Raw genomic sequence first — 19,613 nt, 5'->3', positions numbered from 1 at the left:
GGTTTTGGTTCGAACGATATTATTCATGTTTATCAGAAAATGATCAAGTTTATATCTGAGTTAATCACTAGGCTATTACTGGGTGTTTGGTGTTTTGTTTATTTAAAATCATATAGTTATGCTTTTATTTTCTTAAGCTTATCAATTTTTAATATATTGCATGCAATTATAAGACAAGTGATTAAATCTCGATTTGAGCTATAACTGTTTTGTAATCAAGCTCTGAAATAAGCCGGAAATAATTAGAGTTTAAAATTAATTTGCGATAGCGTCCGCTTCTGCCAAGCGAACCACTGCAAACCCGTGTAATCACTGGGCCAGCTCTCCAATTCCAACTCGATAAACTCCTCAAAATAGCGCTTGAACTATAGGCGTTTTTATATATGATTTAGCATATATCTGGTTATCCATATGTCTTGCCGGTTGCTGAAGGTGTTCAATTGAGTGGCAACTGAAACGGCAGATGTATGGCTGGCCGAATATTGGCCTTAAGGAGCGGCATTTATCATGGAACTACCGAATTTTTTCAAAGCCTTGGCTGATGAAACCCGGCTGCGCAGCCTGCTGTTGATCCTGCAGCAGGGAGAGCTTTGTGTCTGCGAGTTGACTGAGGCCCTGGCCTTGAGTCAACCGAAGGTTTCCCGTCATCTGGCGCAGCTGCGAACTCAGGGGCTGCTGCAGGACAGACGCCGGGGCCAATGGGTGTTTTATCGTCTCAGCCCCGAACTGGCACCCTGGTGCGAGCAGTTGCTGCGGGACACACTGACGGCCAACCCTGGCTTTATTGCTGATGAGCTGACTCGGCTGGAGGCTATGGCATCGAGGCCGCAAGCTTGCTGTTAAAACCGGCCAAAATCTATCACTTGAGCGCCGGAAGTTAACCGCCGGGGAACCGGAGAGGGGGATGTATGGGCATTTTTGAACGTTGGCTTAGCCTGTGGGTAGGGCTGTGCATTTTAGCTGGGATAGCGCTGGGTTATCTGGCACCTGGTGTATTTGCCGCAATTGCGGCGCTGGAATACGCCCATGTCAATCTGGTGATCGCCATACTTATCTGGGTGATGATCTATCCCATGATGGTGCAAATCGATTTTTCCGCTATCAAGGATGTTGGCCGAAATCCCAAGGGATTGCTGCTGACGCTGGTGATCAACTGGTTGCTGAAGCCTTTTACCATGGCGCTGCTTGGCTGGCTCTTTTTCCGTTTTCTGTTTGCCCCTTGGGTAGAGCCGCAAACGGCGCAGGAGTATATCGCCGGGATGATCCTCCTCGGAGTCGCTCCTTGTACCGCTATGGTGTTTGTCTGGAGTCAACTGACCCGCGGCGATGCCAACTACACTCTGGTGCAGGTATCGGTCAATGATGTGATCATGATTTTTGCTTTCGCACCCCTGTCGGCGCTGCTGCTGGGGGTGAGCGATATACAGGTGCCATGGGAAACCTTGATTCTGTCTGTGGCGCTGTATGTGTTGCTGCCTTTGTTAGCCGGGGTATTGACCCGCAAACACTTCAATAGCCGACCAGGGGCGATCACGGCCTTGCTGTCCAGGCTCAAACCCTGGTCGATATTGGGACTGCTGCTGACTGTAGTGCTACTGTTTGCTCTGCAGGCCGAAACCATAGTGGCCCAGCCGCAAAATATTGTGCTGATCGCCATCCCGCTGTTACTGCAAACTTACGGTATTTTCCTGCTGGCCTGGTGGCTGGCGAAGCGTTTGCGCCTGCCCCACAACATAGCCGCTCCGGCTTGCATGATAGGCACTTCCAACTTTTTCGAACTGGCGGTTGCCGTGGCTATCTCCCTCTTTGGTATGCATTCGGGAGCGGCACTGGCCACAGTCGTTGGGGTTCTGGTGGAAGTGCCTGTGATGCTGTCTCTGGTGGCATTTGCCAATCGCCGCCGCGGTAATTGGCTTGCGGCCAACAAATAAAAGGAGAACTGAGATGACAATAAAGGTGGGAATTAACGGCTTTGGCCGTATGGGGCGGCTGGCCTTGAGGGCTGCCTGGGATTGGCCGGAACTCGAATTTGTGCAGATCAACGACCCGGCGGGTGATGCCGCCACCCTGGCGCACCTGTTGGAGTTTGACTCGGTTCATGGCCGTTGGTCGCACCCAGTCGAGCATGAGGACAACGCCATAGTCATAGCCGGGCGGCGGATAGCGACCAGTCGCAATCAGGCCATTGCAGACAGTGATTGGTCTCAATGCGATCTGGTGGTCGAGGCCTCGGGCAAGATGAAAACCAAGGCGCTGTTGCAGGCCTATCTTGATCAAGGGGTGAAACGGGTGGTGGTGACAGCGCCGGTTAAAGAGGAAGGCGTCGCCAACCTGGTGATGGGGGTGAATCATCAGAGTTACGACCCGGCCAGGCATCCGATAGTGACAGCCGCATCCTGTACCACCAATTGTCTGGCGCCTGTGGTCAAGGTCATCCATGAGAACTTCGGTATTCGTCATGGCTCCATGACCACAATTCACGACATCACCAACACCCAGACTATATTGGATGCGCCCCATAAGGATCTGCGCCGAGCCCGCGCCTGTGGCCAGAGCCTGATCCCGACCACCACAGGCAGTGCCACCGCTATTACCCATATTTTCCCTGAGCTGAAAGGCCGCCTCAACGGCCATGCGGTCAGGGTGCCGCTGGCCAACGCCTCGCTGACCGACTGTGTGTTTGAGCTGGAGCAAACAGTGACAGAGCAGCAGGTCAACGACTTGCTGCAACAGGCGGCCGAGACTGAACTCAAGGGCATTCTTGGCTTCGAGTCGCGGCCGCTGGTGTCGGTGGACTACAAGACAGATCCCCGCTCCTGCATAGTGGATGGGCTGTCCACCATGGTGATCAACGGCACTCAGCTCAAACTCTACTGTTGGTATGACAACGAATGGGGCTATGCCAACCGTACCGCCGAGTTGGCGCTAATGGTGGGCCGTTTGGACCGGGATGCCTGAAGGACAACACCATGGCTGAAATGAGTCCGGCGCTGCGCCAATATCTGTTGATCACCGGCAACTACTGGGCTTTTACTCTGACAGATGGCGCGCTACGCATGCTGGTGGTGCTCTATTTCTATCAGTTGGGTTACGGTGCGCTGGCCATTGCCATGCTGTTTCTCTTCTATGAGTTTTTCGGTGTGGTCACCAATCTGTTGGGCGGCTGGCTCGGCGCCCGTTTGGGGCTCAACCGCACCATGAATATCGGCCTTGGGCTGCAGATAGTGGCGCTGGCCATGCTGTTGGTGCCTCAGGCCTGGCTGACCATTCCCTGGGTGATGGCGGCCCAGGCACTGTCGGGGATTGCCAAAGATCTCAACAAGATGAGTGCCAAGAGTGCTATCAAGACTCTGGTACCCAAGGATGCGGCCCAAGCGGGACAGACCCTGTATCGCTATGTGGCGCTGTTGACCGGTTCCAAGAACGCCCTCAAAGGAATAGGTTTCTTCCTCGGCGGTGCGCTGCTTAGCCTGCTGGGATTTGCCGGTGCCATTGCCGCCATGGCCGCTGTTTTGACCTTGGTGTGGCTGAGCTCGCTGCTGTTTCTCAAGGCGGAACTGGGCCAGGCCAAGAATAAGCCCAAGTTCAGTGAGCTGTTTTCCAAGAGCCGGGCGGTGAACATTCTCTCTGCGGCCAGGCTGTTTCTGTTTGCCGCCAGGGATGTGTGGTTTGTGGTGGCCTTGCCTGTGTATCTGGCCAGCCAATTTGGCTGGGATCACTGGCAGGTGGGGGGCTTTCTGGCCGGCTGGATTATCGCCTACGGCTTGGTGCAGGCCCTGGCGCCCAGGCTGACCGCCAGGGCCGACGGCAAGACAGTTGGCAAGCATAAAGGCTCGGCCTTGCCGGGACGGGCAGCGGCGCTCTTATGGTGCGGCTTGCTCGCTCTGGTGCCAGCGCTTATCGCCCTTGGGTTTGACAGCCAATACTCGTACGTCTGGCTGATCGGCGGCCTGTTGCTGTTCGGCGCCTTGTTTGCGGTGAACTCTTCGCTGCACAGTTTTCTGATTGTCAGTTATGCCCGCGAGGATGGGGTATCCCTGGATGTGGGGTTCTACTATATGGCTAACGCCGCCGGGCGCTTGCTGGGCACAGTGCTTTCCGGTGCGCTGTTTCAGTGGTGGGGGCTGGAGGCTTGCCTCTGGGTTTCCAGCGCCATGTTACTGCTGACTCTGATTATCTCCCGCGGTCTGCCCCAAGAGCATGAGGCGTAATGATCCATTGCAAAATTAGACTATAAGGGAGTGTCACTTTTTCCCATAAGGGCATAGGCTTAGGGAAGGTGCGAACAAGTCCCATGCGTGCTCTGCGTTGGCTTACAGGCCTGTATGCAAGGCGTGGTTCGCAGCAAATGGCTAGTCCTTTACAAGAAGCACAACATAGCAGACAGGTTTGTAAGCAACGCCCTTCGGGGCTTTCACAGCAACCGGCTCTCTGCGTTATCCGACTTCGACAGGCCCCGGCATGCCTTCAGTCAGATGCCTTGAACGCCAATTGCTGTGCAAGCCAGAGTGCCACGAGGACTTATTCGCACCTTCCTTAGGAAGGTGCGGCAGAGTTTTCCCGAGATCCTGGCTTAATAGCGTTGGGAAGATTATCCGTAGCATCATTGGCCGAATCGTTTCAAAGAGGGAAGTGTTATGTCCATGAGCTTGCAGTTTTGGGGTGCCACCCAGGAAGTCACAGGTTCCTGCCATCTGTTGCGGGTCAACGATGCAAGTTTGTTATTGGATTGTGGTCTTATTCAGGGAGGGCGGCAGGATGAACTGCGTAACCATGAAGCCTTTCCCTTTGCTCCTGAATCCCTGACTGCCGTGGTGTTGAGCCACGCCCATATCGACCATTCTGGGCGGCTGCCCCTGCTGGTGAAGCAGGGTTTTAGCGGCCCCATCTACACCCATAAAGCCACCATGGATCTGTGCGCCATCATGCTCAAGGACGCGGCCATGCTGCAGCAGCGTGATGCCGAGCGGCAGAACCGCAAACGCGCCAGGCAAGATCTCGAACCGATAGAGCCACTGTTCACCGAAGAAGATGTCGAACTGGCACTGACCCGTTTTATTCCACTGGACTATGGCACCAAGCTGGATCCCATTCCCGGTGTGACCCTGTGTTTGAGTGATGCCGGCCATATTCTGGGGTCGGCGCTAGTGGAGCTGTGGATCAATGATGGCAACACCCAGAAAAAACTGGTGTTCAGTGGCGATCTCGGCCGCGCCGGTATGCCGATCCTCAAAGATCCTACGCTGATCCAACAGGCCGATCTGGTGTTGATGGAAAGCACCTATGGCGACAGGTTACACCGTAGTTGGGAGGCGACCCTGGAAGAACTCAAGGGGATCTTCGCGACAGCCATCAGTGAGAGCCGCGGCAATATCCTGATCCCTGCTTTCTCGGTTGGCCGGGCGCAAGAGCTTTTGTATCTGTTTCACCTCTATGCCGGGGAATGGGATCTGTCACGCTGGAAAATCTGCCTCGACAGCCCCATGGCGATAGAGGCCACCAAGGTGTATATCAATAACTATCCCTTGATGGACGAGGACTTCAAGCGCTTCGTGCATCAGCACCCCGGGCAGCACCCGCTGCTGTCTGGGATAGAGTTTATTCAAAGTACCGAAGAGTCGATGGAACTCAACGACGTACACCAGGGGCTTATTATTATTGCCGGCAGCGGCATGTGTAACGGCGGTCGTATCCGCTGTCATCTGGAGCACAACCTGTGGCGGCCCGAGTGTGACATCATCATCTGTGGTTTTCAGGCGCTGGGAACCCCGGGGCGGCTGTTGGTCGATGGTGCCAGTGAGCTCACCATCAACGGTAATTCGGTGAACGTCGCCGCCAGAATTCACACTGTCGGCGGGTTGTCGGCCCATGCGGATCAGGCCGAATTGCTGCGCTGGTACCGTGAGTTTGAGGGGGCGCCGCCACTCATTCTGGTGCACGGTGAGCCGGATGCCCAGCGGCAACTCCTGAGTGTGCTGGAACATGCCGACGGCGTGCAGCCCAAGCCCAGACCTCAGGCCTCGGCCATAGCGACCGAAGGCGACAAGCTGGATCTCAGCCGTTTACCCGAGCTGAGCTGGGTTGTGGGCTAAGTGTGTTGTCAGGCTTAACAGCTTCAGGGAATTAAACAGGGTTATTTTATCTTTGCCATTAACAAAAAATAAAAACGCCCCTTAATAAAGGAGCGTTTTTATTGTTGGCGCAAACTTGGCTTTAGCCTTGGCGCTGCCAGAGGATCTCCAGCTCATCGGCTTCGCCCATTGCGGCTTCCAATAGATTGATGAGTTCAGCATCGGCCTCTATGGCTTTAAAGGTTTCTAGTTGAGTGCGGTTCAGCCAGTAGTCCTGGTCGGCATCATGCTCTTCTACCAGGTTGTCGATCAGAAACTGCAGCTGTTGTTCGGAGATATGGCCGATAAAGGCGCCGGTTTCTTTATTGCTGAGTTGGATCATTCTCTCTCCTTGGATTGCTGTGGCCTTATTGGCCGAAAATCTTAGCTTGCACTATATCCTCTTCAGTAAGTGCGTTGAATCCCTTGTTTTGTCATAAAGGTCTCTTCATAAGCGACCCCTGCCAGGGTGGCGATAGCCAGGCCAAGCACCAGTGCCAGCAGTAGAGGCTTGCAAACCCCCATGGGCACCAGCCAGATCAGTAGCAGTGCCAATACGCAAATGCCCCCGCTGATGGGGTTGAATAAGAGTTCCAGACTGATCTCGAAAACATTTAAGGTTTCAGCGTCCTGATAGCGCCGGAAATGGAGCAGGAAATAGAGGGCTCCGCAGAGCAAACTGACACTGGAAAATGCCAATAGGCCGCTGAGGCTGAAAGTTTCTTTGAAGTATAAAGTGGCCTGGTAACCCGCCACAGTCAATATTGCCAGCCAGATAATAAGCAGTGGCGCCAGGATCAGTCCCATTACAGTCCTTTGGTTAGACGTCCATGTTTACAGGTGACTGTAACCTAAAAACATTTTTACAACAAACCACCAGTGGATGATTTGTGGCCTGGCTCGCTTCTCTGCCAAGATTTGCTAGCTCTAATAGCGGTAAAACCACTTTTTTCAATATTTAACAGATTGGTTACTTTTTAAGCTGTTTGCAGGATATACTCAGACAAGTAATTGTTGTCGGAAGAAAACTTGTTTGGAGAATCCTTATGCGTTTTATTAAGACACTGTTTATCCTGCTGGCACTGATAGTGGCTGTGCCGCTGATTGCCGCTCTGTTTGTCAAAAGCGACTATCAGGTGACCACCAATGTGGTGATAAATCGTCCGGTGGCCGAGGTCTATGACTATGTTAAGTATCTGAAGAATCAAGATAATTTCAGCGTCTGGGCTAAGATGGATCCGGCGATGAAGCGCAGTTATCGCGGCGTTGACGGCACTGTTGGCTTTGTCTCAGCTTGGGAGAGTGATAACCCAGAGGTGGGTCAAGGTGAGCAAGAGATAGTTGCCATGGAAACTAACAAACGCATAGATTATGAGCTCAGATTCCTGACTCCCTTCGAGGCCACTGAACCCGCCTACATGTTATTTGAGCCCTATGAAGGTAATAGAACCAACCTCAGTTGGGGCTTTAAGGGGCATCTGGATTATCCGATGAATCTGATGTTTCTGTTTGTCGATTTTGAAACCATGATCGCCACGGATCTATTGCGCGGGCTCAGTAATCTTAAGCTGTTACTCGAGTCTGCACCCGCGCCACAAGAACAAATTCAGAGCCCGTAAATCCAGGCGACCCATTGACGGTAAAGATTAAGCCCTATCAGCAGGTTAATCGGGAAAGTAACCCCCAGCGAGGCCAACATGGCCACGCCGATATTGGCCGATGGAATGGCCGCGCGGATCGCTGCCGGTGCCGCAATATAAGAGGCGCTGGCGCAGAGGCCGGCCAGTACCAGTGCCGAACCGGCGGGCAGCCCCAAGGCGTGACCTGTAATGATGCCCACCCAGGCAAGGACAAAAGGCGTAACGGCGGCAAATACCAACAGGCGCCAGTGACTCAAGGGCAGCGGAGCACACACCCTGGCGGTACATAAGCCCATCTCCAGCAGGAACAGCGCCAGCAAGGTCTTGAATCCCTGCATTAGCACAGGGCTCAAAGAGGCCAAGCCCTCAGCGCCGTAGCCCCATCCGATAAGCACGCCGCCCCCCAACAATATCACCCCACGACTGGTAAGCGCTTCCAGCAGAATATTGCCACTGCCTCCCGTTTTATTCCGGTTCAGGCGTCGATAGAGCCACAACATGACTATGATGGATGGCAGCTCCAGCAGTACCAGATAGAGAGTGGTTTCGGGTTTGAGTGGCCAGCCCAGCTGCTCCGTCATGGCGTAGACAACGGCAAAGGTCCCGGCACTGACCGAACCGTAGTGGGCGGCAATACTGATGGCATCGCTCTGGGATAGGCGAACCACTTTTTTCAATATGGGATACAGCGCCAGCGGGATAGCCAGTCCCAGGCCTATCACCAACCCCAGCTCGGTAAAGGACAGCTGATCTGTGTGGCCGTGCAGTGCCATGCCACCCTTTAGGCCCAGGGTCAGCATTAACAGAATGGAAAGGGTTTCGTAGGTGGATTCGGGGACTCTGAGATCTGATTTGAGCAGACCGGCCAACAGGCCTAGGCCGAAAAAGGCAATAACAACATCAGGCATGGGGTTCTCCTTGTTAGACGGCTGGAGATTGTGCTCGCCCGGCGCTATATTGGAAAATAAATTATTCACTACATATATATAGATAATTATCTATGGATCTTCGTCATCTCAGCCTGCGCTTGTTGCAGGTGTATATCGAAGTGGTCCGGCGGCAGAATATTTCAGCCGCTGCCAGACACCTTTATCTGACTCAGCCGACCGTATCGCTGCAATTGAAAAAATTGGCCGAGCTGGTGGGGGAGCCATTACTGGAAAACGGCCCGGGAGGACTGCGACCGACCCAGGTAGGCCAGGAGCTGTATCGTGCCGCCGTGGATGTGATGACTCGTTTGGAAGACTTCAACGGTATGCTGGCCAAGGTGCGGGAAGGGCAGAGCGGCCACATCAATATCGGCCTGGTGACCACGGCTAAGTATGTGGTGCCGCGGATCCTCGGCGCCTTCTATCGCCATTTCCCCGGCGTCCGAGTCACACTGAACATAGGCAACCGTGCCCATGTACTGAATCGCTTTGAGCATCTGGAAGATGATCTTTATCTCTTCAGCCATCCCCCCAGGGGCGATACTGTGCAATCGGCGCGGATCATCCGTAACCCTCTGCAGTTGATTGCCCCCAGAAACCATTGGGCCGCCGGGCAGAGTGAACTCAAGTTTGAGCAGCTCAGTCGCGAGCGCTTTCTCATCCGTGAGCCTGGTTCGGCTACTCGGTTAATGTTTGAGTCCTGGCTCAGTGGTCAGGGGATGGAACTGGGCGACTGTATGCAGATCGAGAGTAATGAAGCCATTCGTCTGGGGGTCGCTTCTGGGCTGGGGTTATCTGTTATTTCGGCCCATACCCTGGAGGAAGGGCGTGAGCGCCCGGCTATTCTGAACGTGAAGGGCTTCCCGTTGGAGAGCAACTGGTATCTGGTGAGTCGTAAAGACAGGCGCATGCCTTATGCGGCGCGGCAATTGGTGCACTTTATGGCTGAGCATCTGCAGCAGTGTATAGAGGCTGAATGGGTGGCCGGTGATATAGCCCAGCTGCCGGCCAACCTGGGGTTGAGCGCCGACTGAGTTTGACCTCGGGTTTCCAATTGTTAATATTTCGTTGTAACCTGGGTATTCCTTATGCTGTTTTGCCATAACAGGTGGACACTGCAGCGATAACAATAACTACACGAGGTTGGAATGGAAACGATAATGGAGTGGGTTAGCCAGCTTAACAGCCTGGTTTGGGGTGTGCCCATGCTGGTGATGATCCTGGGGGTAGGACTGTTTCTGTCCATAGGTTTGCGCTTTATGCAACTTCTCAAGCTGGGGAGAGGCTTCCGTTTACTCTGGTCCGGGCGGATCCCGGATAAAGACACCAATATGAAAGGGGAGATCAGCCCCTTCAATGCGCTGATGACGTCACTGTCGGCCACCATAGGCACAGGGAATATCGCCGGAGTGGCGACGGCAATTTTTCTTGGCGGCCCGGGGGCATTGTTTTGGATGTGGTGCACCGCGCTGGTGGGGATGGCTACCAAGTTTTCAGAAGCCGTGTTGGCGGTCAAGTATCGCGAGGTCGATGACAGCGGCAACCACATAGGTGGCCCCATGTACTACATCAAGAATGGCCTCGGCCAGAAATGGGCCTGGTTGGGAACGCTATTTGCTTTATTTGGTGGCTTTGCCGGTTTTGGTATCGGCAATACAGTACAGGCCAATTCGGTGGCTGACGCCTTGGACAGCAACTTTGGTGTTCCAGCCTGGGCAACTGGCCTGGTCATGATGATCCTGGTGGGTGCAGTCCTGATGGGCGGTATCAAACGGATTGCCGATGTGGCCGGTAAGTTGGTGCCCTTGATGACTGTGTTTTATATCACAGCAGGCTTGGCTGTGATTGTGGTCTATTTCGATCAGATCCCGGCGGCACTGGAGTTGGTATTCGAGAGCGCCTTTAGCCCAGTGGCGGCCCAGGGTGGCTTCGCCGGGGCGGCAGTTTGGGCTGCTATACGTTTCGGGGTCGCCCGAGGGGTATTTTCCAATGAGGCCGGTCTTGGCAGTGCACCTATTGCCCATGCGGCAGCCCAGACCAATAACCCAGTGGCTCAAGGTCTGGTAGCCATGCTGGGTACCTTTATTGATACCATAGTGGTCTGCTCCATCACAGGTTTGGCGATTATCGTTTCCGGCGCCTGGACCTCGGGGGAAACCGGCGCAGCCTTGACCTCCTATGCTTTCAGCCATGCCTTGCCCATAGGGCATTACATAGTGGCGGTGGCTTTGGCAATTTTCGCCTTTACCACTATTCTCGGCTGGAGTTTTTACAGTGAAAAGTGCGTTCAGTATCTGTTCGGCATTCGCGCCATAGTGCCGTTTCGCCTGGTCTGGACTCTGATGGTGCCGGTAGGGGCTGTTGCGTCTTTGGACTTTATCTGGCTGGTGGCCGATACCCTCAATGCCATGATGGCTATCCCCAACCTGATAGCCCTGGCGCTACTCAGTCCAGTGGTTTTCGCGCTGACTCGGGAATATTTCATCAAGCAGCGTCAGGCCGAGTTGCAAAAATAGTGATTGGTTTAGAACCCAAAACAGGGCAACTCGAGTTGCCCTGTTTCTTTATCAGTCGGCGTTGCTGTCAAACTCAGTGTCTTCCTGCAGTTCAAACATGGGTTCGGCATTGGGTAACTGCTTGAATAGATGACTGAAGTGCCGCTGAACGCCTTTGAGGTCTATCCCGGCCATCCCGGAGGCGAAACCAAACCAGGCATAGAGGCCACTGAAGTTATCGAACATGGGCGGCAGATACTTGGGGGCGGCAATAAGCCCCTCCCTATGAGCCTGATAAAGTACAGGGATATCTTCAATGGCCAGCTTACCGACAAACAACATGGGGATGATCTCCGGGATCCCGGCTGTGATGGCGGAGCGGATAAAGTTAATGTTTTCCACATAGCCGCGCACATAGGAGATATCCTTGGTGAAGTAACTGCCACCTTGCACCATACCACCGCGAAATACCCGCTGAGTCACCCGGTAACTGTCTCGTTTACTGAGATTCTGGCCGCAGAAATAGTTGAATACTTCTATGAAGTCAGCACCTTGCTCGGCCATGTCGACCGCAGTGATCCTGTCGCTGATGCGTCTTGCCCGCCCTGGGTTGGAGCTCAGGGTGATGGTTTCCATCAATACCGCCAACCCTTCCTGGGCTGCGGCTACCCTGGGGGAGCCGACACTGAGCCAGGTGGCCCAGGGTTGAGCCCGGCCATTGAGGGTTGTGCCCACATGTACCCAGCCCTCATGTACCTCATAAACATCGAGATCCGATTGGCTGAATAGCGCCTTGCTGTTGAGTTTGACCGTATCGCCACCCACGGCGGCATCCGAGACTATGCCGTCACTGAGGCGTACCCGAATATCGTCGCTGTGGAAATAATCTTTCAGGCGGCGGCCGAGTATGTCCACCGCCTCCGGCGCGGCGATTTCTTTGGGGTGATGGCGATTGCTGCGCAGCGCTGCCGGCAGCGAGAAGATGTAACTCAAACGATCGCCGAGCTGTCTGAGGTTGTGTCTGTCGCCGTGGAGCTTATGGTTGGCGCTACCGTAGAGGCGACGGCTGAACTCACCGAATTCGGCCTTACCTCTATGTTGCAGCATGTCGATAACCTGAAGATACTGCTCGATATTAGCCACCAATATCTTGCCAAGCTTGTCGTATCTTCCCAGACGCTTGCGGGTCTGCAAACGCAGTTCGGTTAACTCTTGGCGAGTCTTATCCGGGTCAAAAGGCAGTGGCAGACGCTGGTAAAACTCGGCGTCTATGGCGGGTAATTGTTTACCGTTATTCTCGAGAAATCGGGCTTCCACCTCCCTCGGCCATTTGATGGCATCGAGGATTTTTATCGGTTTCTGCAACCGGATAAGCTCGTCCGAGAGGCGCCGCAGATCCTCTTTATAGGTACTTGTGTCTGGCATCAATGGTCTCCTCGGAAGACACAGGTTATTGGCGGCTATCATCTTGGATAACGCGCTGTCTGGCAACAGAATTTATCCTTGCCAGATCTTGGTGCAGTTGCTTGGTTATTGAGCATAGTCGGCGTACATAATTTAAGCTAATTAATTGATATTCATCATGTTGTAATATTGGCACTCAAGCTGCTTATTTGAGGTTGTATAGGCGAACTTTCAGGAGCCCTTATGGCAAATATGAGTTACTTGAGTGTGATTGAACGTTTTCATGAGTATCAACCGCTAATCGATGAACTATTGCAGTCGATTTTGACCGGAATGGCCGATGCTCAGCTCTTTGATGACACAGGGCGGGCCATTAAGGTGTTTTCTGAAGTGTCGGCCTGTTATCCCTTTGTGGAATTGATGTATTTGCTGGATGAAAATGGCCAGCAGGTGAGTCCGAACCTGGCCCTTATCCAGCAAAAGATCAAACTGCTGGCGGTGGGGGAACATCCGGATCGCAGCCAGCGCCCCTATTTTCTCAATACCAGTGATAAGAGTGGGGTACAGATAACTTCGCCTTATCTTTCCAATGCGTCCGGGCAGTTATGTTTATCGGCGTCCCTGGGCGTGAGTCGTTTGGATGCCAGTCGTGGCTTTGTGGTGGTAGATATCAACCTGACCCGGCTGATTGAGTTTATGATGGGCGACAGTTTAAGACGCAAGGTGACGCCGCTGTTCAAGGCGGTTTATCTCACTCTGGTGACAGGGCTATTCATCATAGTCGGGGTATTGGTGTTGATCTCGGCCAGGGATATTTGGCATTTATTGGCGCAGGGGCCGCAGTTGGCTCATGATTCGCTCAAGCCGTTTGGGATCATCATCTATATCACCCTGGCGTTGGCGATATTCGACCTCGGTAAGACCATACTGGAAGAAGAAGTGTTGATGCACAAAGACATCTTCCGCCACAGTTCCACCCGGCGCACCATTACCCGCTTTGTTTCCACCATATTGATCGCCATCTCCATCGAGGCCTTGCTGACCATGTTCAAGGCATCACTCGGACAGGTGGAGTATATTCAGGGAGCGATTTTGATGATGTTGGCGGTGGTTGGCTTGTTGGTGGCCTTGGGGCTATACGTCTGGTTGGGTGCCAAGGCCGAAGCCCTGCTTATCCAAACCCAGTCTTTGCGGGGGCGGCAAGGATAAGGAGGATGTTGCTGACACCCTCCTAGTTCTGAAGGCTAAAACATATCGTCATCATCGAGCCCCATGGCTCGTCTGAGTTCCAGGCGTTCCAGATAATCCTCCAAACGGCGTTTTATCTGGCGTTTGTGTTGCAGCGCCTTCTCTGCCTGGCGGTTTTTTGGGGTGGTCATCGCTTCAATTTCAGCATCGTTGGGCACGAGTTCAACAATATGGGCCATCACGAATTCCTCATGGTTTATCCAAGGATTTTCTAGCCAAAAAAGCATTGGCTGAAAAGCAAAAATTTTTGTCTAACAAAGCAAATGATTCTGTCCGTCCCTCTAGTCAATATTAGTTTTGGTTAAACTGAAATCTAGCATTGAGCTTCTGTTGAATGTGAGATCGAGACAACATTTTGACGATATTTTCCAAGAACCTAAATCTTGGGGATTTTGTGCTGTTTTTGACTTGTTTTTTTCATGAACCCGACCAGAATTAACCCCATGGCATTCGCTTAATTGGCTAAGGACTCGGCTGTTTATGATCCCGGACGATCGTCTCACCGCATCATCCACCTCTGTAAAACGCTTCGGCTTTTCCACTCCGGCCTCGGTTTGGGTGATTATCCTGGTTGCACTCCTTTTTACTTGCCTGGGTTGGTATCTGTTTAATCAATATGCGGAGCAGCGTGGACGTGAGCGCTTTGAGTATCAGGCCATGTTGGTCAAAGATGCCATAAGAGATCGTCTGTTGACCTATGAGCAGGTACTGCGGGGTGGCGTGGGCCTGTTTATGGCATCCGATGGTGTGACCCGTGAGGAGTGGCACGAATATGTGACCAACGCCAAGATGGAAAGTTTTTATCCCGGGATCCAGGGAATAGGCTATAGCGTTATTGTACCCCCGGAGCAGTTGACTGCTCATGAGGCAGCTATCCGCGCTGAAGGTTTTGAAGAATACCGGGTGTACCCAGTCGGTAAGCGTGATGCCTACCAGGCCATTATCTATCTGGAACCCTTCGATTGGCGTAACAGGCGGGCATTTGGTTATGACATGTATTCCGAACCGACTCGCCGAGAAGCGATAGACAGAGCCATCAACACCGGGGAGGCGGCAATATCCGGCAAAATTACCCTGGTACAGGAAACTCAGCAGGATATTCAGGCCGGCTTCTTGATGTACTTAGCACTTTATGATGACACCTCTGTCGGCCCCAAGGCCGCTAAAGGTGTGGTTTATGCTGCCTTTCGAATGAACAACCTGATGCAAGGCATTTTGGCCGACAAGTTTCCCAGTCTGAATCTAGAGATCTTCGATGGCGACACCCCCTCTGACACTTCGCTGCTGTACAGCACTGAGGAGGAAGGCCAGGTTACCAAAACCTATAACCAAGTACTGCCACTCAAGGTCGGCGGTCATCAATGGTTGCTGCAAATCGGTGCCGACAAGAGTTTTGTCACCGAAACCGAGAAGCTGCAAAGCAAGCTGATGTTGGGCATAGGCGTGCTATTTATCATGGTGTTGCTCTATTTTCTGCTCAGTAACGCCAGGGCCAGGTATCAGGAAGGCTTGCTGGCCAATGAGATCCTGGCCAATGAAAAGCGCTTCCGCTTGGTTATCGAGGCCTCGCCGTCGGCGCTGATCATGGTCGACGGTCATGGACTCATCACTCTGGTGAATGCCCATACTGAGCAACTGTTCGGTTATGCCCGGGATGAGCTGCTGGGCCGCAGCGTGAATATACTGCTGCCGGAGAGCCTGCATAAGTCGCACAATCAACACATGGGGGGCTACCTGCAGCAGCCGATTGCCAAGAATATGTCCCAGCGTGATGACCTGTTTGGCCGCGCCAAAGATGGCTCTCTGGTGGCGGTTGAAGTGGGGTTGACCCCAATTCATTTTACTAATGGCCAGTCGATTCTGGCCACTATCAATGATGTCTCGGATCGCAAACGGATTGAAGCGGAAAAAGCCCGCCACACGGAAGCGCTGGAGAAAATAAACCGTGAGCTGGACAGTTTTGCCTACATAGCTTCTCACGACCTCAAATCGCCGCTGCGGGGCATAGAGCAGTTATCCGAGTGGCTAGCAGAAGATCTCAGTGACAACAGCAGCGAACAGGTACAAAAGTATTTGCGACTGATCAAGAGCCGGGTCCAGCGAATGGTTCGGCTGCTGGATGGCTTGTTGACCTTCTCGCGCATAGGCAGGGTGGATACCGAGTTGACAGAGGTGGACAGCAAACAGTTGCTGCAGGACACCTTCAGCCTGGTGGCTCCGCCAACTGGGTTCAAGCTGGTTATCTTGTCTGAAATGCCTGTGCTGACCACGGCCAGGGTGCCGCTGGAGTTGGTATTTAGAAACCTGTTCAGCAACGCCATCAAACATCACGATAAAGAAGAGGGGGTACTCAGCGTCAGCAGCGAGCGTCAGGGAGACTACTATTGTTTTTGTGTTATGGATGACGGCCCTGGGATAGCGGTCAAGTTTCATCATAAAATTTTCGCCATATTCCAAACACTTAAACCAAGAGATGAAGTTGAAGGCAGTGGTCTGGGGCTCTCTTTGGTGAAAAAGTCGGTGGAAAACATGGGCGGCAAGATCTGGGTGAAATCGGAAGGGCGCGGTTGCAGCTTTTATTTCACTTGGCCGGTCCACTTCAAGGAGGAGTCATGAGCCAAACTGCCGGATATAAGGAAGTCACTATTCTGTTGGTTGACGACGATGATGTCGATTACATGGCGGTACAACGAGCAATGCGGCAGCTTAGGCTACTGAATCCCTTGGTCAGAGCCAAAGATGGTTTGGAGGCCTTGGAGATGCTGAATGATGGCCGGGTGCACCACCCCTATCTGATCTTGTTGGATCTCAATATGCCAAGGATGAATGGCTTGGAGTTTCTCGGCCATATCCGCAACGACCCTGTGCTGTCTCTCTCTGTGGTTTTTGTGCTGACTACTTCAAGTGCCGATGAAGACAAGGTCGAGGCTTATAAGCATCATGTGGCAGGTTATATGGTCAAGCATGAAATAAGTGATGGTTTTTATAATATTTTCAATATGCTGGAAAGTTATTGGCGTATTGTCGAATTGCCGGAAGCCTGAGGGATGGAAAGCATGAATCTGCTGTTGATCGATGATGATGAGATAGACAGAGCCGCTATCATCCGCGCCCTGGAACAATCGTCACTGGCGTTCAAGGTGATGGAGGCCAACTGTGCCCAGAGTGGCTTGGAGTTCGCCTGCCAACAACATTTCGATGGCATACTGCTCGACTATATGTTGCCCGATGCTAATGGTCTGGAAGTATTGAGCCGTCTCAATGAATCTGCCGGAGAGCAGACCGCGGTAGTGATGATTTCCCGTTATGAAGACGATAAGCTGGCACAGCGCTGTATCGAACTTGGGGCGCAGGATTTTCTGCTCAAGGATGAAGTGAATACCAGCCGCTTGACCCGTGCAATCCGCAATGCCAAACAGCGGGCCTCGATGGCGTTGGCACTGCGCCAAAGCCACGAGAAGCTCAAAGAGCTGGCTGAACATGATTCCCTGACCAAGCTGGTCAATCGCTACGGTTTTGAACTCTGCCTCAATCGTACCTTGAGTCAGGTCAAGCGCCATCAGGACATGCTGGCGGTGATCCTCTTGGATCTGGATGATTTCAAAGGTATCAACGACACCTTAGGGCACCAGGTGGGGGATATCCTATTGGTGGAAGTGGCCAACCGTCTAAGCGCGGCGCTCAGGGAAGGAGATCTGATTGCCCGTCTAGGCGGCGATGAATTTGTGGTGTTGGTGACAGAGTCCGAGAATCGTTACTTTCCGATGGCGGTGGCCAATAGGCTACAGCAGGCCTTTGAAGAGCCTTTCCCGCTTGGAGAGCATGAGGTGCTGATCGGCGCCAGCATTGGCATTGCAGTGTACAGTGATTCTGTCTGTGATAGTTCTGAGCTGCTCAAGTGTGCCGATATAGCCATGTATCGCGCCAAAAAAATTGGCCGCAATCAGATCCAGTTTTATTCTGAAGAGTTGGCCAGGGAGGTGAGGTTTCGTAACCGTATCGAAATGGGGCTGAGAACTGCGCTGGAGCGGGATGAATTCAGGGTCTTTTATCAGGGGAAATTCGATGCAATTTCCGGCGAGCTTTTGGGAGTGGAGGCGCTGCTGCGCTGGCAACATCCTGAGGATGGTCTGCTGTCGCCTGACAGTTTTCTGCCTATAGCAGAAGAGATAGGCCTGGTGGATGAGATAGGTGAGTGGGTGTTGGTACAGGCATGCGCGCAAACCGTTGAGTGGCTGACGATGTTGGCTCCTGTAGGCAAGCGGTTATCAGTGGCGGTAAACCTGTCACCGTCGCAGATTATTCGCGAAACCCTGTATCAGACCATAGTCAGGGTATTGCAGCAAACCGGGTTGCCGGCGTCGCAACTGGAGCTGGAACTCACCGAAAATGCCCTGATTGAAGAACCGCTGGAGCTGGCCAAGGTGTTGGAGCGGATTGCTGCCTTGGGGGTAGTGTTGTCTTTGGATGACTTTGGCACCGGCTTTTCATCTCTCGAGCACATCAAATATTTTCCTATCAATGTACTTAAAATCGACAAGAGTTTTGTGGCTTCGGTCGAGCAGGATGAACGTGGTAAACGTCTGTTGTCTGCCTTGATTAATTTTGCCAACGGTTTTAACGTGGTGTCTGTGGCTGAGGGTATAGAGACAGAGGCGCAGGCACAGTTTTGTCGTGAACGAGGCTGCAATCTGCTGCAGGGATATCTTTACTGTCGGCCGATTCGGCCCACGGATTTTGAAGTGCAGCATATTTTACCTTTGCTGGCCGAGGGGAATGTTTGATTTTGCTTGCCTATTGGCAAAGTATGGTCAAAGATGCCTGCTCTTTTTGCTGGGCCATAACTCTCTTTACCGGGTCTTCCAAACATGAAAATCGGTATCCTCTCTCAATTTCCCGAGCTTTATTCTACCCGCAGGCTGGTGGAAGCCTGTGAGGGACGCGGTCATCAGGCCTTGGTGATCAATCCACTCAACTGTTATATGAACATCAACTCGGTGCAACCCAGTATTCATCTTGAAGGTGAAGAACTCAGCGGTTTTGATGCCATTATCCCGAGGATCCATGCCAGTGTGACTTTTTATGGCTGTGCCCTGGTGCGCCAGTTCGAGATGATGGGGGTGTACGCCGCCAATGATTCTATCTCCATTGCCCGCTCAAGGGATAAGCTGCGGGCACTGCAGTTGCTCTCTCGCAAAGGGGTAGGTATGCCGGTCACCGGCTTTGCCAGCAAGCCGGACGATATTCCGGATCTTATCGCCATGGTGGGTGGTGCGCCGCTGGTGATTAAACTTTTGGAAGGCACCCAAGGAATAGGCGTGGTGCTGGCCGAAACCAAGAAGGCCGCCGAGAGCGTTATTGAAGCCTTTCTGGGGCTTAAGGCCAACATTCTGGTACAGGAATATATCAAAGAAGCCAACGGCAGTGATATCCGCTGCTTCGTGGTGGGCGACAAGGTGGTTGCGGCCATGAAACGCCAGGGGCCGGAAGGAGATTTTCGCTCCAATCTGCATTTGGGTGGCAGCGCCGAGAAAATCAAGATTACCCCCCAGGAGCGCAAGAGCGCCATAGATGCAGTCAAGGCGATGGGGCTGGCTGTGGCCGGGGTGGATATTCTTCGCTCTGAGCGCGGCGCTTTGGTGCTTGAAGTCAATTCGGCTCCGGGTATTGAAGGCATAGAACTGACTACAGGCATCAAGGTGGCAGAGCCGATAGTGGAGCATATCGAAAAAATGGTTGCTGCCCGTAAACACAATCGAACTGTCATCGCCTAATTGCGCCTCGGGC

Annotated in this window: 18 protein-coding genes; 13 read left to right on the top strand and 5 right to left on the bottom strand. The window is 52.9% G+C overall.

Going from position 1 to position 19,613, the window contains the following annotated elements; genetic code table 11:
• The first annotated feature begins 507 nt into the window (after positions 1 to 507).
• From SIL79_RS03830 to SIL79_RS03810, 5 genes are all read left to right on the top strand, one after another.
• Positions 508 to 843: an ArsR/SmtB family transcription factor gene (locus tag SIL79_RS03830; protein WP_039034430.1), complete on the top strand. Its 336-nt coding sequence runs from the start codon at positions 508 to 510 to the stop codon at positions 841 to 843.
• Between the two features lie 65 nt (positions 844 to 908).
• A complete protein-coding gene (gene arsB, locus SIL79_RS03825) occupies positions 909 to 1,931 on the top strand; it encodes an ACR3 family arsenite efflux transporter (RefSeq protein ID WP_039034431.1) in 1,023 nt (340 codons plus the stop codon).
• Positions 1,932 to 1,944: 13 nt separating this feature from the next.
• Positions 1,945 to 2,958 carry an ArsJ-associated glyceraldehyde-3-phosphate dehydrogenase gene (locus tag SIL79_RS03820; RefSeq protein WP_144361056.1) on the top strand — a complete coding sequence of 338 codons (1,014 nt, stop codon included), beginning with the start codon at positions 1,945 to 1,947 and terminating at the stop codon, positions 2,956 to 2,958.
• An 11-nt stretch (positions 2,959 to 2,969) separates the two neighbouring features.
• Positions 2,970 to 4,211 carry an organoarsenical effux MFS transporter ArsJ gene (arsJ, locus tag SIL79_RS03815; RefSeq protein ID WP_144361055.1) on the top strand — a complete coding sequence of 414 codons (1,242 nt, stop codon included), beginning with the start codon at positions 2,970 to 2,972 and terminating at the stop codon, positions 4,209 to 4,211.
• A 426-nt stretch (positions 4,212 to 4,637) separates the two neighbouring features.
• Positions 4,638 to 6,092: an MBL fold metallo-hydrolase gene (locus SIL79_RS03810; protein WP_319618980.1), complete on the top strand. Its 1,455-nt coding sequence runs from the start codon at positions 4,638 to 4,640 to the stop codon at positions 6,090 to 6,092.
• A gap of 121 nt (positions 6,093 to 6,213) precedes the next feature.
• Here the strand turns inward: SIL79_RS03810 and SIL79_RS03805 are convergent, their stop codons facing one another.
• Complete coding sequence (locus SIL79_RS03805; protein ID WP_039034436.1) at positions 6,214 to 6,453, bottom strand: hypothetical protein; 240 nt, start codon at positions 6,451 to 6,453, stop codon at positions 6,214 to 6,216.
• 62 nt (positions 6,454 to 6,515) lie between these two features.
• The gene (locus SIL79_RS03800; RefSeq protein ID WP_039034437.1) at positions 6,516 to 6,917 is read right to left on the bottom strand and encodes a hypothetical protein; all 402 of its coding nucleotides are present in this window, start codon (positions 6,915 to 6,917) and stop codon (positions 6,516 to 6,518) included.
• 239 nt (positions 6,918 to 7,156) lie between these two features.
• Between SIL79_RS03800 and SIL79_RS03795 the strand changes: the two genes are divergently transcribed.
• Positions 7,157 to 7,729: an SRPBCC family protein gene (locus SIL79_RS03795; RefSeq protein ID WP_071476856.1), complete on the top strand. Its 573-nt coding sequence runs from the start codon at positions 7,157 to 7,159 to the stop codon at positions 7,727 to 7,729.
• Here SIL79_RS03795 and SIL79_RS03790 read toward each other — a convergent pair.
• On the bottom strand, positions 7,717 to 8,658 hold the full coding sequence (locus tag SIL79_RS03790) for a sodium-dependent bicarbonate transport family permease (RefSeq protein WP_101095651.1): 942 nt from the start codon (positions 8,656 to 8,658) through the stop codon (positions 7,717 to 7,719). The genes SIL79_RS03795 and SIL79_RS03790 overlap by 13 nt on opposite strands.
• Before the next feature lie 92 nt (positions 8,659 to 8,750).
• On the opposite strand from SIL79_RS03790, the gene SIL79_RS03785 reads away from it, so the two are divergent.
• Entirely contained in the window at positions 8,751 to 9,713 is a 963-nt protein-coding gene (locus SIL79_RS03785; protein WP_071476855.1) for a LysR family transcriptional regulator, read from the top strand.
• A 114-nt stretch (positions 9,714 to 9,827) separates the two neighbouring features.
• The gene (locus SIL79_RS03780) at positions 9,828 to 11,195 is read left to right on the top strand and encodes an alanine/glycine:cation symporter family protein (protein ID WP_039034440.1); all 1,368 of its coding nucleotides are present in this window, start codon (positions 9,828 to 9,830) and stop codon (positions 11,193 to 11,195) included.
• A 51-nt stretch (positions 11,196 to 11,246) separates the two neighbouring features.
• Here SIL79_RS03780 and SIL79_RS03775 read toward each other — a convergent pair whose 3' ends face one another.
• Complete coding sequence (locus SIL79_RS03775) at positions 11,247 to 12,599, bottom strand: flavohemoglobin expression-modulating QEGLA motif protein (protein WP_144361053.1); 1,353 nt, start codon at positions 12,597 to 12,599, stop codon at positions 11,247 to 11,249.
• A 222-nt stretch (positions 12,600 to 12,821) separates the two neighbouring features.
• Here SIL79_RS03775 and SIL79_RS03770 point away from each other — a divergent pair, with 222 nt between their 5' ends.
• Complete coding sequence (locus tag SIL79_RS03770; protein WP_071239136.1) at positions 12,822 to 13,787, top strand: PDC sensor domain-containing protein; 966 nt, start codon at positions 12,822 to 12,824, stop codon at positions 13,785 to 13,787.
• Positions 13,788 to 13,822: 35 nt separating this feature from the next.
• On the opposite strand, the gene SIL79_RS03765 is transcribed toward SIL79_RS03770, so the two are convergent.
• Positions 13,823 to 14,005, bottom strand: a complete 183-nt coding sequence (locus SIL79_RS03765) for a PA3496 family putative envelope integrity protein (protein WP_039034443.1) — start codon at positions 14,003 to 14,005, stop codon at positions 13,823 to 13,825.
• A 304-nt stretch (positions 14,006 to 14,309) separates the two neighbouring features.
• Between SIL79_RS03765 and SIL79_RS03760 the strand changes: the two genes are divergently transcribed.
• The 4 genes from SIL79_RS03760 to rimK all read left to right on the top strand — a co-directional run bounded on the left by SIL79_RS03760 (position 14,310) and on the right by rimK (position 19,600).
• Complete coding sequence (locus SIL79_RS03760) at positions 14,310 to 16,442, top strand: CHASE domain-containing sensor histidine kinase (RefSeq protein ID WP_405130425.1); 2,133 nt, start codon at positions 14,310 to 14,312, stop codon at positions 16,440 to 16,442.
• Positions 16,439 to 16,870 (top strand): response regulator, encoded by a 432-nt coding sequence (locus tag SIL79_RS03755; RefSeq protein WP_039034444.1) that lies wholly within the window; start codon positions 16,439 to 16,441, stop codon positions 16,868 to 16,870. Before SIL79_RS03760 ends, SIL79_RS03755 begins: the two co-directional genes overlap by 4 nt.
• 12 nt (positions 16,871 to 16,882) lie before the next feature.
• Positions 16,883 to 18,610 (top strand): putative bifunctional diguanylate cyclase/phosphodiesterase, encoded by a 1,728-nt coding sequence (locus SIL79_RS03750; RefSeq protein ID WP_039034502.1) that lies wholly within the window; start codon positions 16,883 to 16,885, stop codon positions 18,608 to 18,610.
• A gap of 84 nt (positions 18,611 to 18,694) precedes the next feature.
• The gene (gene rimK / locus SIL79_RS03745) at positions 18,695 to 19,600 is read left to right on the top strand and encodes a 30S ribosomal protein S6--L-glutamate ligase (protein ID WP_039034445.1); all 906 of its coding nucleotides are present in this window, start codon (positions 18,695 to 18,697) and stop codon (positions 19,598 to 19,600) included.
• The last annotated feature ends 13 nt before the right edge of the window (positions 19,601 to 19,613 follow it).

Source organism: Shewanella indica, assembly GCF_033842865.1.
Lineage (GTDB): Bacteria > Pseudomonadota > Gammaproteobacteria > Enterobacterales > Shewanellaceae > Shewanella > Shewanella indica.
This window is presented reverse-complemented; position numbering and strand designations above follow the sequence as displayed.

Coding starts and splice junctions, on each gene's coding strand:
- SIL79_RS03830 (WP_039034430.1), top strand. CDS start 508: ATGGAACTACCGAATTTTTTCAAAGCCTTGGCTGATGAAACCCGGCTG.
- arsB (WP_039034431.1), top strand. CDS start 909: ATGGGCATTTTTGAACGTTGGCTTAGCCTGTGGGTAGGGCTGTGCATT.
- SIL79_RS03820 (WP_144361056.1), top strand. CDS start 1,945: ATGACAATAAAGGTGGGAATTAACGGCTTTGGCCGTATGGGGCGGCTG.
- arsJ (WP_144361055.1), top strand. CDS start 2,970: ATGGCTGAAATGAGTCCGGCGCTGCGCCAATATCTGTTGATCACCGGC.
- SIL79_RS03810 (WP_319618980.1), top strand. CDS start 4,638: ATGTCCATGAGCTTGCAGTTTTGGGGTGCCACCCAGGAAGTCACAGGT.
- SIL79_RS03805 (WP_039034436.1), bottom strand. CDS start 6,453: ATGATCCAACTCAGCAATAAAGAAACCGGCGCCTTTATCGGCCATATC.
- SIL79_RS03800 (WP_039034437.1), bottom strand. CDS start 6,917: ATGGGACTGATCCTGGCGCCACTGCTTATTATCTGGCTGGCAATATTG.
- SIL79_RS03795 (WP_071476856.1), top strand. CDS start 7,157: ATGCGTTTTATTAAGACACTGTTTATCCTGCTGGCACTGATAGTGGCT.
- SIL79_RS03790 (WP_101095651.1), bottom strand. CDS start 8,658: ATGCCTGATGTTGTTATTGCCTTTTTCGGCCTAGGCCTGTTGGCCGGT.
- SIL79_RS03785 (WP_071476855.1), top strand. CDS start 8,751: ATGGATCTTCGTCATCTCAGCCTGCGCTTGTTGCAGGTGTATATCGAA.
- SIL79_RS03780 (WP_039034440.1), top strand. CDS start 9,828: ATGGAAACGATAATGGAGTGGGTTAGCCAGCTTAACAGCCTGGTTTGG.
- SIL79_RS03775 (WP_144361053.1), bottom strand. CDS start 12,599: ATGCCAGACACAAGTACCTATAAAGAGGATCTGCGGCGCCTCTCGGAC.
- SIL79_RS03770 (WP_071239136.1), top strand. CDS start 12,822: ATGGCAAATATGAGTTACTTGAGTGTGATTGAACGTTTTCATGAGTAT.
- SIL79_RS03765 (WP_039034443.1), bottom strand. CDS start 14,005: ATGGCCCATATTGTTGAACTCGTGCCCAACGATGCTGAAATTGAAGCG.
- SIL79_RS03755 (WP_039034444.1), top strand. CDS start 16,439: ATGAGCCAAACTGCCGGATATAAGGAAGTCACTATTCTGTTGGTTGAC.
- SIL79_RS03750 (WP_039034502.1), top strand. CDS start 16,883: ATGAATCTGCTGTTGATCGATGATGATGAGATAGACAGAGCCGCTATC.
- rimK (WP_039034445.1), top strand. CDS start 18,695: ATGAAAATCGGTATCCTCTCTCAATTTCCCGAGCTTTATTCTACCCGC.